The organism is Limnoglobus sp., from assembly GCF_059499385.1.
Genome location: NZ_JCABYM010000143.1, coordinates 85,095 through 101,175 on the forward strand (window position 1 = coordinate 85,095; position 16,081 = coordinate 101,175).

Genomic DNA, 16,081 nt, shown 5'->3' on the forward strand with positions numbered 1-16,081 from the left:
AACTAACGTCATGCCACGGGAGTTCATTTCTCGCTTCGCCCCCACGCCGACGGACGCGGACTGGGACCTTGCGGCCGAATCCATCGCGGTCAAAATCCGCTGGTTCGGCCTCGTCGTCGGCGTCGTCCTCGCGAACGTCGCCGCGACCGCCGACCCGCGGCCGCTGAACCTCATCCTGCTCCTCGGCCTCGCGTTCACCGCCCTCGACACGTACTACTTCACCCGCCGCCGGGTCCTGTTCCGCGACCAGCCGCTCGTCATCTCCATCATGGAGAGCCTGTTCATCGGGCTGCTCTGCTACTTCCACACCGGCCTCGAAAGCCCGTTCCGCTACTACTACATCCTGTCGCTCGTCTGCTGCGCCATCCGATTCTCGCCGCGGACGACGTTCATCACCTGCGGCCTCGCCTGCCTCAGTTACGGGGTCCTGTTCGCGACGCTGCCCGGCGGCGACCCGCAGCTGGCGGCGCTCATGCTCGTGGTCCTCGTCTGGGTGGCGTGGGCCGCGAGCGGGCTGGCGAAGCTGCTCAAGCGGGCCGGCGAGCGGCTTCGCGTGTTGAACGACGAGTTGCAAGAAAATAAGAACCAGCTCGAAACCCGAATCGCCGAGCGGACCCGGGAACTCGAAGAGACGCAGGCCCAGGTGCTGCACCAGGAGAAGATGGCCGCGTTCGGCCTGCTCGCGGCCGGGATCGCGCACGAGGTCGGCAACCCGCTCACGGCGATCAGTTCGCTCGTCCAGATGCTCGAACACCGCGATCTCGACGACTACACGCGGAACAAGCTCGGGCAGGTCGGCGGGCAGCTCGTCCGTATCCAGTCGATCCTCCGCGAACTCGTGAACTTCAGCCGCCCGGCCAGCACGCAGCGGGGCAACGTCTCCGTCCGCGACATCATCGACGAGGCGCTCGGCATCGCGAAGTTCTACAAGGGCGGCAAGAACCGCACGATCGCCGTGGCCCTCGCCGACGACCTGCCGCTCGTCCCCGGCGTGCGGGACCAGCTCGTGCAGATCGTGTTCAACCTCGTGCTGAACGCCATCGACGCGACGGGGAAGGGCGGCCGCATCACCGTGTCCGCTTCTTGCGCGAACGGCACGATGCAACTCGCCGTGTCCGACGACGGGACCGGCATCCCGGCGGACGTGCGGGCGAAGCTGTTTCGGCCGTACTTCACGACGAAGCGGCACGGCACCGGGCTGGGGCTGTTCGTCATCCGCAAGATCGCGGAGGAGCACGGCGGGCGGGTCGAGGTGGAGAGCGAGTCCGGTCACGGGACGACGTTCCGCGTGGCGCTGCCGACGGTCCGCCCCGTCGCCGCGCCGCGCCCGGCGGAGGTCGCCTGATGCCGAACCGCGTCGAAGCCACGTCCGTCCTCGTCGTCGATGACGAGCAACTCATCCGCGAGACGCTCGCCGAGTTCCTGCACGGGCAGGGGTTCCGCGTCGCCACCGCCGCGAGCGGCGAGCACGCCCTCTCGACGATCCGCAAGGCCCCCTTCGACGTGGTGATCTGCGACATCAACCTCCCCGGCCTCGACGGCCTCGAAGTTTTGGAGCGTGTGTCACGGAGCAACCCGGAAACGTTCGTCCTGCTCATCACCGCCTACGCGACAGTCGATACCGCCGTCGAAGCCTTCCACAAAGGCGCGTCCGACTACCTGATGAAGCCGATCATCCTGCAAGAGGTTTCGCAGAAGATTCGGCGGCTGATGACGCAGAAGGAGATCGCCCGCGAAAACCAGTGGCTCCGCCGCGAACTGAACCGGCAGGCGGATGCCGGGGACATGGTGATCGGCCGCAGCCCGGCGATGCAGACGGCGATGCAACTCGCACAGAAGGTCGGCCCGACGCCTTCGACGGTTCTCATCCTCGGCGAGAGCGGGACGGGCAAGAAGCTCATGGCGAAGGCCGTCCACCGCTTCGCCCAGACCGGCGGCGTCGAGAGCCGGTTCCTCGCCGTGAACTGCGCCGCAATCCCCGGCGAGCGGCTGGAGAACCAACTGTTCGGCCACCTGAAAGGGGCATTCCCTGGCGCGGACTCGGACCAGGCCGGGCTGTTCGTGTACGCCGGGACGGGCACGGTCTTCCTCGACGAGATCGGCGAACTGCCGCTCGGCACGCAGGCGAAACTCCTTCGCGCGATAGAGCAGAAGGAAATCTTGCCGATCGGCGCGAACGAGCCGGTCCCGGTGTCGGCCCGCGTCGTCGCGGCGACGCACAAGAACCTGCAAGACGAGGTCGCGGCCGGGCGGTTCCGCGAGGACCTGTTCTACCGGCTGAACATCGTCACGCTCACGCTGCCGCCGCTACGGGACCGGCGGGAGGACATCCCGGAGTTCGTCGAGCGGCTCATCGCGAAGCACGCGCAGGCGATGGGCAAGCGGTTCGTCGGGGCCAGCCGGGAGGCCGTCGAGTTGCTCATGCGTTACCCGTGGAAGGGCAACGTCCGCGAGCTGGACAACGCGATCCAGCGGGCGATCATCCTCGGCGACGGTCCGCTGATCCAGCCGTCCGATCTGCCGCCGGACATCGCCCCGAACCCGGCGGACCCGTCGGCCGTGGACGACCTGAACGAGGCGGCGGCGCGGTTCGAGAAGCTGCACATCGAGCGGATACTTCGACAGACGCCGGACAAGCGGGAGGCGGCGAAGCGGCTCGGCATCGGGCTGAGTTCGCTCTACCGCAAGATCGAGCAGTACGGCATCGGGGAGAAGTGACCCGACTTCCGAAGTCCGGCTTCGACTTCGGAAGTCGATCCCGCGCAGAAGCGCCCGTGGGACCGGGATACGCCACTCTTCCCCTCGACTTCCGAAGTCGAAGCCGGACTTCGGAAGTCTGGGTGTTGCGATTCCCTACGCGATTTGGCACAATACAAAAGTTCCGCACGCCGCCGACCCTCTTCTGGTAGACCGATGACGTTCCGACACTCCCCCGGCCTCGTCCTCGCGCTCTTGTGCTGTTCCGCCGTCCGCGCCGCCGACCCCGACCCGAAAGGCGTGGAGTTCTTCGAGGCGAAAATCCGCCCCGTCCTCGTCGAGCATTGCGTGAAGTGCCATTCGTCCGATGCGGAAAAGAACAACAAATTGAAGGCGGAACTTTACCTCGACACGGCCGAGGGGGTGAAGAAGGGCGGCGAGAGTGGCAAGGTTGTCGTCCCGCACAAAGCGGCCGAGAGTCTGCTCCTGAAGTCGCTGAAGTACGACGGCGACGTGAAGATGCCGCCGAAGGGGAAGCTGCCGGACGCGGTGATCTCGGACTTCGAGAAGTGGGTGAACATGGGCGCGCCCGATCCCCGCGGCGGGAAAGTCGCGGCCCGGAGGCAGGTCGGTATGTCCGTCGAAGACGGCCGCAAGTTCTGGGCGTACCAACTCCCGAAGGCTCCGGCCGCGCCCGCGGTCACGAACGCGGACTGGGCAAAGGCCGACATTGACCGCTTCATTCTCTCGAAGCTCGAAGAGAAGCGGTTCGCGCCGGCGAAGCCGGCCGACCGCGCGACGCTCGCCCGGCGGCTCTACTACGACCTGATCGGCCTTCCGCCGACGCCGGAGGAAGTCGATGCGTTCGTGAAGGACCCATCCGGCGATGCGGTCGAGAAGCTGGTGGACAAGCTGCTCGCGTCGCCGCACTTCGGCGAGCGGTGGGGCCGCCACTGGCTGGACGTGGCCCGGTACGCCGAGTCGGTAACGCTCCGCGGGTTCGTACTCGACGAGGCGTGGCGGTACCGCGACTACGTCATCGAGTCGTTCAACAACGATGTGCCGTTCGACCGGTTCGTGAAGGAACAGATCGCCGGGGACTTGCTCCCGGCCGACGACTGGGCCGCGAAGCGGCGGCAGACGACGGCCACGACGTTCCTCGCCCTCGGCAACACGAACCTCGAAGAGCAGGACAAGAAGCAACTCCGCATGGACGTGGTGGACGAGCAGCTCGACGTGATTACGAAGGGCTTCCTCGCCCAGACCGTGACGTGCGCCCGGTGTCACGACCACAAGTTCGACCCGATCCCGACGAAGGACTACTACGCCCTCGCCGGCATCCTGCGGAACGCGAAGACGCTGGAACACGCGAACGTCTCGAAGTGGATCGACGTGCCGCTGCCGGTCGATCCGGCTGACGAGACGGTGCTCAAGACGGCCGAGGACGCCATCGCCGCGCTGCAGGCCCGGATCAAGGCCGAGAAGGGGAAAACGAGCGTCGCGAAGGCCGGGGGGATTCTTCCCGTCAAGGACGTGCCCGGCGTCGTGGTGGACGACGCGGCCGCGAAGAAGGTCGGCGACTGGATGCACTCGACGCACTCCGGCCAGTACATCGCCGCCGGTTACCTGCACGACATGAACGCCGGGAAGGGCGAGAAGACGCTCACGTTCCAGCCGGACAACCTGCCGCCGGGCAAGTACGAGGTCCGGCTGGCGTACTCGCCGGGCACGTCGAGGGCGGAGAACGTCCCGGTCGCCGTCTTCAGTGCCGACGGCGAGAAGGAACTGACCGTGGACATGCGGAAGAACCCGCCGGTGGATGATCGCTTCGTGTCCCTCGGCGAGCACCGGTTCGAGAAGGGCGGGCTGGCCTACGTCATCATCTCGAACGAGAACACGAAGGGCCACGTCACCGCCGACGCCATCGCGTTCGTCCCGGTCGAGAAGACCGAATCCGGAGCCACGAAGGCGGTCGGGAAGGCCGGCACGAGCGATACGCTGAAGGCGATGGAAGCGGAGTTGAAAAAGCTCCAGGAAGTCAGCCCGAAGCGGCCGAAGGCGATTTCCGTCGTCGAGGAGAAGCAGATCGAGGGCGCCCGCGTCCACGTCCGCGGCAGCGTCCACAACCTCGGCGACGCCGCCCCGCGCGGCGTACTGCAAGTGGCGCTGCACGGCCCGGCCCCGACCTTCCCGAAGGGCCAGAGCGGCCGGCGGGAGTTGGCCGAGTGGATCACGTCGAAGGACAACCCGCTGACCGCCCGCGTCATCGTCAACCGTACCTGGCACTGGCTGTTCGGGTCCGGCCTCGTCCGCACGACGGACAACTTCGGCACGACCGGCGAATTGCCGTCGCACCCGGAACTCCTCGACCACCTCGCGACAAAGTTCGTCGCCGACGGTTGGTCGATGAAGAAGCTCGTCCGCTCGATCGTCCTCAGCCGGACCTACCAGCAATCGACCGTGGGCGACGCGAAGCTACTCGCCGTTGACCCGGACAACCGGCTCTTCGGCCGGTTCAACCGCCGCCGCCAGGACGCCGAGGTCCTGCGCGACACGATTCTGTCGGTCAGCGGGCAACTATCACCCGAGAGGGAAGGGCCTACCTACCCCGCGACGCTTGCCGCCGACTACTCGTACAAGACGACCTCGACCCGACGGAGCGTCTACCTGCCGATGTTCCGTAACGCGATGCCGGAACTGTTGGAAGTGTTCGACATGGCCGACCCGAGCACCGTGACGGGCGCGCGGAACGTCAGCACCGTCGCCCCGCAGGCCCTCTACCTGATGAACAACCCGTTCGTCGCGGAGCAGGCGAAGGCTGCGGCCCAGCGGTTGCTCGACGGCTCCCGGAACATGAATGACGACCAACGGTTGACCCGCCTGTACCGCCTGACCCTCGGCCGCGAGCCGACGGCCGGCGAGCGGGAGGTCGCAACGAAGTTCCTGCAGAACCGTTCCGACGCGAGTGATGCGTGGGCGAAGCTGTTCCACGCGGTGTTCGCGTCCGCCGACTTCCGATACGTGAACTGAGGGTTGAACCGTGCTCTCCCCGATCTCCCGCCGTGACTGGCTCTCCCGCACCGGCTGCGGCTTCGGCGCGTTGGCGCTCGCCGGGCTGTCCACGGCCCAGGCCGCGAAGGACGACCCGCTCGCGCCGAAGGCCCCGCACCACGCGCCGAAGGCGAAGCGGGTCATCTTCCTGTTCATGCAGGGCGGCGTCAGCCACGTCGATTCCTACGACTACAAGCCGCGGCTGGAGAAGGACAACGGCAAGCAGATGCCGTTCGACGACGCCCGCGTCCTGGCCAACACCGGCAACCGCGGGTCCACGCAACGGGTCATGAAGCCGCTGTGGAAGTTCGCCCAGCACGGGCAGACCGGCCGGTGGGCGTCCGACCTGTTCCCGACCGTCAACGACCACCTCGACGGGCTGACGTTCCTCCACTCCTTGCACACCGAGGGCGTGGCCCACGGCCCGGCCACGCTGTTCCTGCACTGCGGCTCCACGAGTTTCGTCCGGCCGAGCTTTGGGTCGTGGACGCTCTACGGCCTCGGCACGGAAAACCAAAACCTGCCGGGGTTCGTCTCCATCGCCCCGTCGAGCGGCAACGGCGGGGCGCGGAACTACGGCAACGCCTTCCTGCCGGCCGTCTACCAGGGGACGCCGCTCGGCCGTGCCGGCGGCCCGGCGTCGGAGGTCGCGATCCGCAACGTCAGCGGGACCGCCGCGCCGTTCGACCTGCTGCGGGAGCTGCACGCCGAGCAGTTGAAGCGGACGCCCGGCGACGCGGAACTGGAGGCGGTCGCGAACTCCTACGAACTCGCGTGGCGGATGCAGCAGAATGCCCCGGACGCGCTCGACCTCTCGAAAGAGACGAAGGAGACGCTCGCCCTGTACGGCATTGGTGAGAAGCCGACCGACACGTTCGGCCGCGAGTGCCTGATGGCCCGGCGGCTGTGCGAGAGCGGCGTCCGGTTCGTGCAGGTGACCTACGGCGACAACTCCGCGAACCCGGCGTGGGACCAGCACTCCAACCTGCCGAAGCACGGCGACCACGCGAAGGCGGTGGACAAGCCGATCGCCGGGCTGCTCGCGGACCTCGAACGCCGCGGGCTGTTGAAGGACACGATCGTCTGGTGGGGCGGTGAGTTCGGGCGGACGCCCTACGCCGAGAAGAACGGGACGGGCCGCGACCACAACCCCGGCGGGTTCACCGTCTGGCTCGCCGGCGGCGGGTTCAAGCCGGGGTTCGCGTTCGGCGCGACCGACGAGTTCGGGCACGCGGCCGTGCAGGACAAGGTTCACATGCACGACCTGCACGCGACGATCCTGCACCAGTTGGGCCTGGACCACGAGAAGCTGACGTACCGGTACGCCGGGCGGAACTTCCGCCTGACCGACGTTCACGGCCGGGTGGTAAAGGAGTTGTTGGGTTAATTCGCCGGCCGTTCGGCCACGGCGATCATGCAGTCGCTCTGGCCGAATGCGTAGGTCAGCCACGCCGCGCACTTCGCGACCGGCTTCCACGTCAACGGCCGTTGCCACAATGAGGCCGTGTTCTTCTGCACGGCCAGCTTCGCCGACGACCGCAGCCAGTCGCTGTGCCGGACGAGCCGCTGCGACTCGACCCGGTAGCCGCACGACTCGAGCGCGTCGCGGAGCGTCGCCGGGGTGAAGTGGACGAGGTGGCGCGGCAAGTCGAGGCCGAACCACGCCGGGCCGAACCACCGGAACGGCCAACTGTCGATGTTCGGGCACGCCACGATCAGCTTCCCGCCGGGGGTCAGCAGCCGGTAGGCTTCGCGGAGGATGCCGAGCGGGTCGTGGACGTGTTCGAGCGAGTGCCACATCGTAATCACGTCGAACGACGCCGGCGCGAGGTCGTCGTGCGGCAGCGTCCCGACGAGGGCCTTCAGGCCGAGCGATTCTTGCACCTCCCGCACCGCGCCGACGGACGCGTCCAGCCCCGTGACTTCCCAGCCCTGGTCGGCCATCCGCTTTAGGAACGAGCCGCCGCCGCAGCCGAAGTCGAGCAGGCGGCCGGGCTTCTCGACGGGCAGGATGCCGCGGCGCTCCGGCGACCGGCCGGAGACGCGGCCCCACCATGAGTTGGCGCGGGCGAGTTGAATCTTCCGCGGCCGGCGGTGCGGCTTGTAGTCGGTCGGGTAGAACGCCCCGATGCTCGCGGCGTCCGGCCGCGGGTTCGTGTACTTCAGCGCGCAGTGTCGGCACTGGACGACCGCGAACCACAGCCCCTCGCCGGCCGTCGGCGTCGGGTCTTGCGCCTCCTGCACGCAGTCGGCCTCGGCGTGGCCGCACAGCGGGCAGGGCGTCTCGTCCCAGGCGATGGCGCTCGCCGGCGACGGGGTCGGGGACGCGGACAGTCGCGGCAGCATCATGACGAGCCTTCCCTGGTTACGGCCGAAGTGTAGCCCGGTCGGGAAAGGCCCGTCAACGGCAGCTCACGGCGGTGTCCGAACGCCGTCATTCAACCGACCGTTTGGACGCCGCCACCGCCGCCACCGCCACGGGTGGCCCCCGTGGCGGAAACGCCACCTGGGTTGACGCGACTGGTAAAATGACGATTGGTCCTTGCATCAACTACCACCCGGCCAGCGGGTGTTTTCGGTTCTTCAGCGGCAACTCGACGGCCTTCTCTGTTCGGTGCGACTCGTATACGGCCAGGATCATCTCCAGTGCCGCCCGGCCGTCGGCGATGCCGTCGAGTGGTTGCCGGTCCTCGGCGACGGCCTTCAACAAGTCCTGCACGCACCAGATGTTGCCGTTGCCCACGTCGCCGGCCTTCAGCGGTTCCGGCTTGCCGACGCCGGCGGACGTGATCTGCTGCCACGCGGCCTTGCTTTTGCCCGGCATCCACGCCGGGTCCTCGCACAGGTACGCCGGCGGTAGTGCCCCGAACCCGACGTGGATCATCCCCTTCGTGCCGCGGATTTCGAGGGAGAACCGGCTGCCGGCCCCGGCCTTCGCCTTGAGCGTCGTGTACCGGCCGACGGCGAGGCCGTCGAACCCATATGTCGCCGTAATGTGGTCGCCGACGATCGGGCCGATCTGCTCGCCGCCGGGCCGCACGTCCCCGGCCACCGCCTTGCGGCCCGACTGGTTGATCCGCGCGAAACACCACCGCGCGTCGCCGACGAGGTATCGCATCAGGTCGAACGTGTGCGTCCCGAGGACCATGAGGTCCTCACCGCCGCCGCGCTGGTCTTCCTTGCCGTGGCCGTGCAGCTCAATCACGTCGCCGATCTTGCCCTCGCCGATCAGATCGCGGATCACCTTAACCCGCGGGCTGTACCGCGTCTGGTGGGCGACGGCGCACTTCACGTGATGCTTCTCGCACGCCGCGACCATCTCGTCCGCTTCCTGAAGCGTTCGTGCGGCCGGCTTCTCCAGGAAAATGTTCGCCCCGTGTTCGGCGCACGCCAGCACCATGTCCCGGTGGCAGTCCGGCCAGCGGTCGGCGACGCTCACCACCTGCGGCCGCTCCTTCGCCAGCATCTCCCGGTAGTCGGCGTAGCCGGCCTTCGCCCTCAGCTTCGCCACGGCCGCGGCCCGGCCCTTCTCGTTCTCGTCGGCGACGGCCACGATCTCGACGTTCGGAACTTGGAGCCAGATGGTGTCGAGGCCGTGCCCGTAGTTCCCCTTGCCGGTCCGGCCGATGACGGCCACGCGGACGGTTTTCTCGGCCATGACGACACCCTCCGAGCGGATCGGTAAACTGAAGGACGATGGTAACACCGAGGAGGTCGCGATGCTACGACATTGGCAACTGCTCGCAGCCGCGATCTGGGGCACTCTCGCGGTGCTCATCTTCTTCCGCGAATCGCTGTTCGAGCCGGAGCAGGTGGACCGGTTCCCGGTGCGGAACTGGACGATGGCGAACCTGATCTGCGCGTTCCTGGCCATCTGGAACGTGGCCCGGTGGTATCAAGCGAACGCGGCCCGGCGCGCGGCCGAGCCGGTCCGGAAGCCGTTGCAGCCGAACCCCGACGCGCCGCAAGGGTACGAGTACATCCCCGAGTTCGACTTCCAGAAGCAGGACGCGGAAGAAAAGAAGAACGACCCCGGTTAGCGGGCGACCCAACGGGTCGCCCACTACTTCTCGTGCAGTTCGCAGTACGCGAAAAGTTTCGGGTACAGCGGCAGAAATCGCAGGACCCGGAACCACCCGCGGGCCTGCACGACGGCCGGCCGTCGGCAGAAGCTGCACCGCACGGCCGTGCCGTCCGCCCGCAGCACGAGCCGCTCGCGCCGCCGGTGCTCGTGGTCGGCCTTCTCGCCGTCCGTCACCCCGCGGCGGGCCAGTTCGCCTTCTATCAGGTCCACGGCGGCCGGCTCCATCTCGTCGCGGAACACCGTGACGCGGTCCAACAACTCTTCCGTTTCCGCCTCCCGCATCCGCTTCGCGATCGTCTTCAAATCGAGCCGCATCGGGTATTTGCCTCAAAGCGCGGCGGGCAGAGCTTTTGGAACTCCGGAACCCGCGGGTGCGTCCTAGTGTTGTATCACTAGCGTAACGCCGCCGCCCGTATCCCTGGACCCGTGGTCCGCCGGTGGGTTAGACTACAATCAGACCGTGCGGGTCGGCCCCCACGCCGGCCGCCCGTTCGCCGCTCCTCTGGGGGTCACCCGATGACTCGAATCGCCGCCGGGCTGTTCTCGCTCGGCCTCTGCCTGACGCTGACCGCCCGCGCCGCCGACGTTACCGTCGCGCCGCAGACCGATGCCATCAACAAGCACATCAAGGACGGGTGGGAGAAGGCCGGCGTCAAGAAGCCGGCCGAGAAGGCCACGGACCTGGAGTTCATGCGGCGGGCCTTCATCGACCTGATCGGCCGCATCCCGACGACCGAGGAAGCCCTCGACTTCGACGCCGACAAGAGCGCCGGCCGCCGGGCCAAGTTGATTCACCGGCTACTGTACGCGAAGGAGTACAAGCCGAAGGTCAACGGCATGACCGTGAAGCTGGACGGCAAGAAGGAGCTGAGCTTCTCCTACACCGACGAGTTCGCCGAGCACTGGTCGAACATCTGGACCGTCTGGCTGCTCACCCGGACCGGCCACCCGCTGTACCGCCAGCAGATGGGCGTCTGGCTGGAGACGGAACTCGGGGCGAACCTCGAAGCGGCCGTCACGCCGTACGACGAACTCGTCACGAAGCTGCTCACCGCGAAGGGGAAGTCGAACGAGAATGGGGCGGTGAATTTCATCATCCACCACCTCGGCGAACCGACGCCCAACGAGAAGCAGGCGGAGATGGGCAAGTTCGACGCCGTTCCGATCACGTCGCGGGTCACCCGCCTATTCCTCGGCATCCAGACGAACTGCACCCAGTGTCACGACCACCCGTTCAACAAGGAGTGGGTGCAGGGCGACTTCTGGGGCGTGAACGCGTTCTTCCGGCAGACCGTCCGGGACAAGACGCCGACCTCCGACCAGGACCGGCGGATGATGGCGAACCCGGTGCAGGTCGAGCTGACCGACGAGACGAAGTACAACGCGCAGTCGATCATCTTCTACGAGCGCCGCGACGGGAAGCTGATGGCGACGAAGCCGAACTTCCTGAAGGACCTGGCGAAGGCGGAGTCGGGCGAAACGGACGTGAAGCTCATCGGGAAGGCGGAGAAGTCCCGGCGGGACGCGCTCGCGGAGTTCGTGTTGAAGCACGACAACTTCTCGAAAGCCTACGTCAACCGCGTCTGGGGCCACCTGTTCGGCCGCGGGCTGAACAAGGAGGCGAGCATCGACGACTTCGGGTCGCACAACGAGGTCGTCCACCCGGAACTGCTCGCCGAGTTGGGCAAGGAGTTCGCCAACTACAAGTACGACATGAAGAAGCTGCTCTACTGGATTTGCTGCAGCGACGCCTACAGCCTCAGCCACGTGGCGAACAAGGACTACGTGGACCAGAAGTACGACGCGTACTTCGCCCGGATGCCGCTGAAGGCGCTGTCGCCGGAGGTGCTGTTCGAGGCGATCAACACGGCCACGAAGTCCGAGCTGTACCAGGACGCCGACGCCCGGAAGCGGCAACGGGACCAGTGGATGTCGAAACTCGTCCGCAACTTCGGCGACGACGAGGGGAACGAGATGACGTTCAACGGCACGGTCGTGCAGGCCCTCCTGATGATGAACGGCAAGGAGCTGAACGACGAGGTCGTGAAGAAGACGGCGACGAACCCGGTCACGCGGGTCGTGGCGAAGCACTCGAAGAACGGGACGGCGGCGGTCAACTCGTCCGCGGTCATCGACGAGCTGTTCCTGGCGACGCTGACCCGCAAGCCCACGTCCGAGGAGCGGGTGAAGATCACGAACATCATGAACAAGGGGGCGGTGATCGCGGCGGAGGCGAAGCCGGACGCGAAGCCGGTGACGCCGGCGAAGCCCGACCCGAAGCGGCCGAAGCAGCCGGTCGCGCCGCCGACCCCGACCGGCCCGCGGATGGTTCCGGGGACCGGGCCGAACGACCTGAGCTTCTACCAGGACCTGTTCTGGGCGCTGCTCAACACGAACGAGTTCATGTTGAACCACTAAGCGACGAAGCCGTTAAACGCGACTGGCCGCCTCCGAAGGGAGGCGGCCGTTTTTGTTGACGGCAACCGCTCCGAAAAGCAGCCCATTGAGCAGGTTTTCAGGCCGAAAGCCTGGGACATGTCAGCCCAGGGCAACGCCCAGGGTCGGACACCCGCGGAGGGAAGCCCTGAAGGGGCGTGACAGTTGCGCTGTCACGCCCCTTCAGGGCTTGTTGCGTTAGGTGGCCGTCTACCCAGCGCGTTGCCCTGGGCTGACATGTCCCACCCCTTCGGGGTGAAGAAGGTCCAGGGTGTGTGGTCTTGGGCTTCGACCCGTCGAATGTCTCGTGTCGGGCCTCGCAAAAGCCTTTACCCACCCTGCGAGTACGCCTTCTTCCCGCGGCCGATGGCGTAGTAGGTGTACCCCGCGGTCTGCATCGCCTTCTCGTCGTAGATGTTCCGCCCGTCGAAGATGACGTGCCCGGCGAGCAGCTTCTTCATCATGTCGAAGTCCGGGTTTTGGAACGCCTTCCACTCGGTCACGATCACCAGCCCGTCCGCCCCCTCGAGCGCCCCGTACGGCCCCTCGGCGTAGGACAGCTTGTCGCCGTAGATGTCCCGCACGTTCGCCATCGCCTCCGGGTCGTGGACGCGGAGTTTCACGCCGGCCTTCAGCAGCTCGTCGATCAGTACCAGGGCCGGGGCCTCGCGGATGTCGTCCGTCTGCGGCTTGAACGCCAGCCCCCAGACGGCCAGCGTCTTCCCGGCCAGCGCGTCCTTGAAGTGGAACTTGATCTTCTGGAACAGCACCTGCTTCTGGTCGTCGTTCACGTCGTCCACGGCTTCCATCAGCTTCAGCGGGAGGTTCGTCCGGCGGCCCATGGCGATGATCGCCTGCACGTCCTTCGGGAAGCACGACCCGCCGTAGCCGGGGCCGGGGAACAGGAACTGGAACCCGATCCGCTGGTCGTGGCCCATGCCCTTCCGCACGTCGTTGATGTCCGCCCCGACGCGGTCGCAGAGGTTCGCCATTTCGTTGATGAAGCTGATCTTCGTGGCGAGCATGGCGTTCGCCGCGTACTTCGTCATCTCGCTCGACTCCGGCGACATGACGATGAACGGCCGCTCCGTCCGCAGGAACGGGGCGTACAACTCCCGCAGCACTTCCGCGACCTCCGGCTTCCGCACGCCGACGACGACGCGGTCCGGCTTGTTGAAGTCGTTGATCGCGGCCCCTTCCTTCAGGAACTCCGGGTTGCTCGCGGTATCGACGTGCCCGGCCCCCTTCCGGTTCAGCCGCTCGGCGACGCCGCGGTTCGTGCCGACCGGGACGGTGCTCTTGACGATGACGACCCGCGCCCCCGGCGGGCCGGGCGGCACGTCCCGCAGGGCGTCGCCGATGGCGTCGCTGACGGCCCAGACCGCGGACAGGTCGGCGTCCCCGGCCTCCGACTGCGGCGTGCCGACGGCGATGAACACGATCCGCGCCGCCCGCACGGCCTTCGCCAGGTCGGTCGTGAACGTCAGCCGGCCGTCGCGGCGGTTCTTCTTCACCAGCTCTTCGAGGCCCGGCTCGTAGATCGGGATGCCGCCGGCGTTGAGCGTCTCGACCTTCTTCGCGTTGTTGTCCACGCAGACCACGTCGTTGCCGCTTTCGGCGAGGCACGTCCCCGTGACGAGGCCGACGTACCCCGTGCCGATGACCGCGATTTTCACGATTCACGTCTCCGCTTGGGCGATGAAAGAGGCTACCGAGAAAGGATAGAACTCGCCCGTTCGGGCGAAAGACGGGAAACCGATTTTCGACGTGTCGGGAAAATTATGACCGCGCGACGACGGTTCGCCAGTAGTCGAGCGTGTCGCGGAGCGTCTGGTCGAGTTCGTACCGCGGCCGCCAGCCGGTGAGTTGACGCAGGGCCGAGACGTCGATGGTCTGCGACAGGAGTTGCGACCGCGGCGAGCCGTCGCCGGCCGTTTCGACCGGGATGCTCGTTCTCGCCATGCCGCAAAGCGAGTCCACGATCTGGTCGAGTTGCACCAACCGGCCGCTCGCCGCGTTGAAGATGCGGCCGCGGACCGGCTGTTGCGTCGTCATGAGCAGGTCGAGCGCGACGACCACGTCCCGCACGTCGGTGAAGTCGCGGTAGCCGGACAGGTCGCCCTTGCGGATGCCGGCCCGCTTCCCGGCCTCGACCTCGGCGATCTGACTGGCGTAGTCCGAGACGACGAACCCTTTCGACTGCCGCGGGCCGATCTGGTTGAACAGCCGGACGCAAACGATGTCCAGCCCGGACTCGTTCGCCGTGCGGACGCTCAACTCCTCGGCCTTCAACTTACTCTCGGCGTACGGGCCGCGGGCGTTCGTCGGCGTTTGCTCGTCGCACGTGCCCGTGCCCTGTTGCAGGTTGCCGTAGACGTGCCCGGTGGAGGCGAACAGGACCCGCGGCCGGACGCCGCTGGCGAGGACGGCCGCGTACAGCGCCTCGGTGCTGCCGAAGTTGTCCGCCCAGCACTGCTCGGCGTTCTTGCCGGCGTCCCGCGGGTTCGAGTACCCGGCGAGGTGGTAGAGCGCGTCCGGCCGGACTTCGCGGAGGATCGCTTCGACGGCCGCCCGGTCCGACAGTTCGGCCGCGTGCAATTGCACGCGGCCGTCGAGGTGCGCCCACTCCGGGGCGAACGCCCCCTGCCGGCTGACGCCGAACAGGTGGTGTCCGCCCGCCCGACCGAGGTGTTCGACGAGGTGGCCGCCGATGAAGCCCGTCACGCCGGTGATCAGGATCCGCATGGGGAGGAGACTCCGTTCCCGGTCAGATGCCCTGGGCCTTCACGTCCGGGGTGGCGGAGTTCTTCAACCGGTCGAGGTCGGCCTTCACCATCCGCTCGACGAGTTGCTCGAAGGAGACCTCCGGGACCCAGCCGAGCTTCTGCTTCGCCTTCGCCGGGTCGCCGATGAGCAGGTCCACCTCGGCCGGGCGGACGAGGGCCGGGTCGGTCTTGACGTACTTCTTCCAGTCGAGGTCCACGGCACGGAACGCCGTGTCCACGAGCTTCTCGACGGTGTGCGTCTCGCCGGTAGCAATCACGTAGTCGTCCGGCGTGTCCTGCTGGAGCATCAGCCACATGGCGCGGACGTAGTCGCCGGCGAAGCCCCAGTCCCGCTTCGCGTCGAGGTTGCCGAGCTTCAGCTCCTTCGCGAGGCCGAGCTTGATCCGGGCCACGCCGTCGGTCACCTTGCGGGTGACGAACTCCCGGCCGCGGCGCTCGCTCTCGTGGTTGAACAAGATGCCGCTGACGCAGTACATCTTGTAGCTCTCGCGGTAGTTGATCGTGATCCAGTGGCCGTAGAGCTTCGCGACCCCGTAAGGACTGCGAGGGTAGAACGGGGTGTCCTCCGTTTGGGGCACGGCCTGGACCTTGCCGTACATCTCGCTCGACGACGCCTGGTAGAACCGGATGCGGTCCTTGCCGAGCAGCTTGATCGCTTCGAGCATCCGCGTGACGCCGATGGCCGTGAACTCGCCGGTGAGGACCGGCTGCTTCCAGCTCGTCGGCACGAAGCTCTGGGCGGCGAGGTTGTAGACCTCGTCCGGGTTAGCCACCTTGATGACGTCGATCAGGGAGAGCTGATCGAGCAGGTCGGCCTGGTGCAGCTGAATTTTGCCGGAGAGGTGGTTGATCCGCTCGAACGTCTCGGTGCTGGCCCGGCGGACGATGCCGTGGACCTCGTAGCCCTTCGCGAGTAGCAGTTCCGCCAGGTAGCTCCCGTCCTGGCCCGTGATGCCCGTAATAAGCGCTCGCTTCATTTTGCGTATCCTACGTCGAGGTACGTGACCCGCCGATCTCATCCCATCGG

General features: G+C 67.0%; 12 protein-coding genes. 6 read left to right on the forward strand and 6 right to left on the reverse strand.

Annotated elements, in window-relative coordinates; genetic code table 11:
* Positions 1 to 10: 10 nt before the first annotated feature.
* From AC5JJ2_RS24790 to AC5JJ2_RS24805, 4 genes are all read left to right on the forward strand, one after another.
* Positions 11 to 1,345: a sensor histidine kinase gene (locus tag AC5JJ2_RS24790; RefSeq protein ID WP_495860729.1), complete on the forward strand. Its 1,335-nt coding sequence runs from the start codon at positions 11 to 13 to the stop codon at positions 1,343 to 1,345.
* Positions 1,345 to 2,718, forward strand: coding sequence for a sigma-54-dependent transcriptional regulator (locus tag AC5JJ2_RS24795; protein ID WP_495860730.1), 1,374 nt, complete (start codon positions 1,345 to 1,347; stop codon positions 2,716 to 2,718). Before AC5JJ2_RS24790 ends, AC5JJ2_RS24795 begins: the two co-directional genes overlap by 1 nt.
* A 195-nt stretch (positions 2,719 to 2,913) precedes the next feature.
* Positions 2,914 to 5,727, forward strand: a complete 2,814-nt coding sequence (locus AC5JJ2_RS24800; RefSeq protein ID WP_495860731.1) for a DUF1553 domain-containing protein — start codon at positions 2,914 to 2,916, stop codon at positions 5,725 to 5,727.
* Positions 5,728 to 5,737: 10 nt separating this feature from the next.
* A complete protein-coding gene (locus AC5JJ2_RS24805) occupies positions 5,738 to 7,135 on the forward strand; it encodes a DUF1501 domain-containing protein (protein WP_495860732.1) in 1,398 nt (465 codons plus the stop codon).
* Here AC5JJ2_RS24805 and AC5JJ2_RS24810 read toward each other — a convergent pair.
* Both AC5JJ2_RS24810 and AC5JJ2_RS24815 read right to left on the reverse strand, forming a co-directional pair.
* On the reverse strand, positions 7,132 to 8,097 hold the full coding sequence (locus AC5JJ2_RS24810; protein ID WP_495860733.1) for a methyltransferase domain-containing protein: 966 nt from the start codon (positions 8,095 to 8,097) through the stop codon (positions 7,132 to 7,134). The genes AC5JJ2_RS24805 and AC5JJ2_RS24810 overlap by 4 nt on opposite strands.
* A gap of 202 nt (positions 8,098 to 8,299) precedes the next feature.
* On the reverse strand, positions 8,300 to 9,406 hold the full coding sequence (locus AC5JJ2_RS24815) for a Gfo/Idh/MocA family protein (protein ID WP_495860734.1): 1,107 nt from the start codon (positions 9,404 to 9,406) through the stop codon (positions 8,300 to 8,302).
* Between AC5JJ2_RS24815 and AC5JJ2_RS24820 the strand changes: the two genes are divergently transcribed.
* Complete coding sequence (locus tag AC5JJ2_RS24820) at positions 9,405 to 9,788, forward strand: hypothetical protein (protein ID WP_495860735.1); 384 nt, start codon at positions 9,405 to 9,407, stop codon at positions 9,786 to 9,788. The two genes, AC5JJ2_RS24815 and AC5JJ2_RS24820, sit on opposite strands and share 2 nt — an antisense overlap.
* A 23-nt stretch (positions 9,789 to 9,811) precedes the next feature.
* Here AC5JJ2_RS24820 and AC5JJ2_RS24825 read toward each other — a convergent pair whose 3' ends face one another.
* Entirely contained in the window at positions 9,812 to 10,147 is a 336-nt protein-coding gene (locus AC5JJ2_RS24825; RefSeq protein WP_495860736.1) for a hypothetical protein, read from the reverse strand.
* 201 nt (positions 10,148 to 10,348) lie between these two features.
* On the opposite strand from AC5JJ2_RS24825, the gene AC5JJ2_RS24830 reads away from it, so the two are divergent.
* Complete coding sequence (locus AC5JJ2_RS24830; RefSeq protein ID WP_495860737.1) at positions 10,349 to 12,250, forward strand: DUF1549 domain-containing protein; 1,902 nt, start codon at positions 10,349 to 10,351, stop codon at positions 12,248 to 12,250.
* Positions 12,251 to 12,597: 347 nt separating this feature from the next.
* On the opposite strand, the gene AC5JJ2_RS24835 is transcribed toward AC5JJ2_RS24830, so the two are convergent.
* The 3 genes from AC5JJ2_RS24835 to gmd form a co-directional block, all read right to left on the reverse strand.
* Positions 12,598 to 13,944, reverse strand: a complete 1,347-nt coding sequence (locus AC5JJ2_RS24835) for a UDP-glucose dehydrogenase family protein (protein ID WP_495860738.1) — start codon at positions 13,942 to 13,944, stop codon at positions 12,598 to 12,600.
* 103 nt (positions 13,945 to 14,047) lie between these two features.
* Positions 14,048 to 15,013, reverse strand: coding sequence for an NAD-dependent epimerase/dehydratase family protein (locus tag AC5JJ2_RS24840; RefSeq protein WP_495860739.1), 966 nt, complete (start codon positions 15,011 to 15,013; stop codon positions 14,048 to 14,050).
* Positions 15,014 to 15,035: 22 nt separating this feature from the next.
* Positions 15,036 to 16,031, reverse strand: coding sequence for a GDP-mannose 4,6-dehydratase (gmd, locus tag AC5JJ2_RS24845; protein WP_495860740.1), 996 nt, complete (start codon positions 16,029 to 16,031; stop codon positions 15,036 to 15,038).
* Positions 16,032 to 16,081 lie beyond the last annotated feature (50 nt).

Bases quoted from the DNA above. Each gene is read 5' to 3' on its own strand.
- AC5JJ2_RS24820 (WP_495860735.1), top strand. From the start codon at position 9,405: ATGACGACACCCTCCGAGCGGATCGGTAAACTGAAGGACGATGGTAAC.
- AC5JJ2_RS24795 (WP_495860730.1), top strand. From the start codon at position 1,345: ATGCCGAACCGCGTCGAAGCCACGTCCGTCCTCGTCGTCGATGACGAG.
- AC5JJ2_RS24825 (WP_495860736.1), bottom strand. From the start codon at position 10,147: ATGCGGCTCGATTTGAAGACGATCGCGAAGCGGATGCGGGAGGCGGAA.
- AC5JJ2_RS24830 (WP_495860737.1), top strand. From the start codon at position 10,349: ATGACTCGAATCGCCGCCGGGCTGTTCTCGCTCGGCCTCTGCCTGACG.
- AC5JJ2_RS24815 (WP_495860734.1), bottom strand. From the start codon at position 9,406: ATGGCCGAGAAAACCGTCCGCGTGGCCGTCATCGGCCGGACCGGCAAG.
- gmd (WP_495860740.1), bottom strand. From the start codon at position 16,031: ATGAAGCGAGCGCTTATTACGGGCATCACGGGCCAGGACGGGAGCTAC.
- AC5JJ2_RS24800 (WP_495860731.1), top strand. From the start codon at position 2,914: ATGACGTTCCGACACTCCCCCGGCCTCGTCCTCGCGCTCTTGTGCTGT.
- AC5JJ2_RS24810 (WP_495860733.1), bottom strand. From the start codon at position 8,097: ATGATGCTGCCGCGACTGTCCGCGTCCCCGACCCCGTCGCCGGCGAGC.
- AC5JJ2_RS24790 (WP_495860729.1), top strand. From the start codon at position 11: ATGCCACGGGAGTTCATTTCTCGCTTCGCCCCCACGCCGACGGACGCG.
- AC5JJ2_RS24840 (WP_495860739.1), bottom strand. From the start codon at position 15,013: ATGCGGATCCTGATCACCGGCGTGACGGGCTTCATCGGCGGCCACCTC.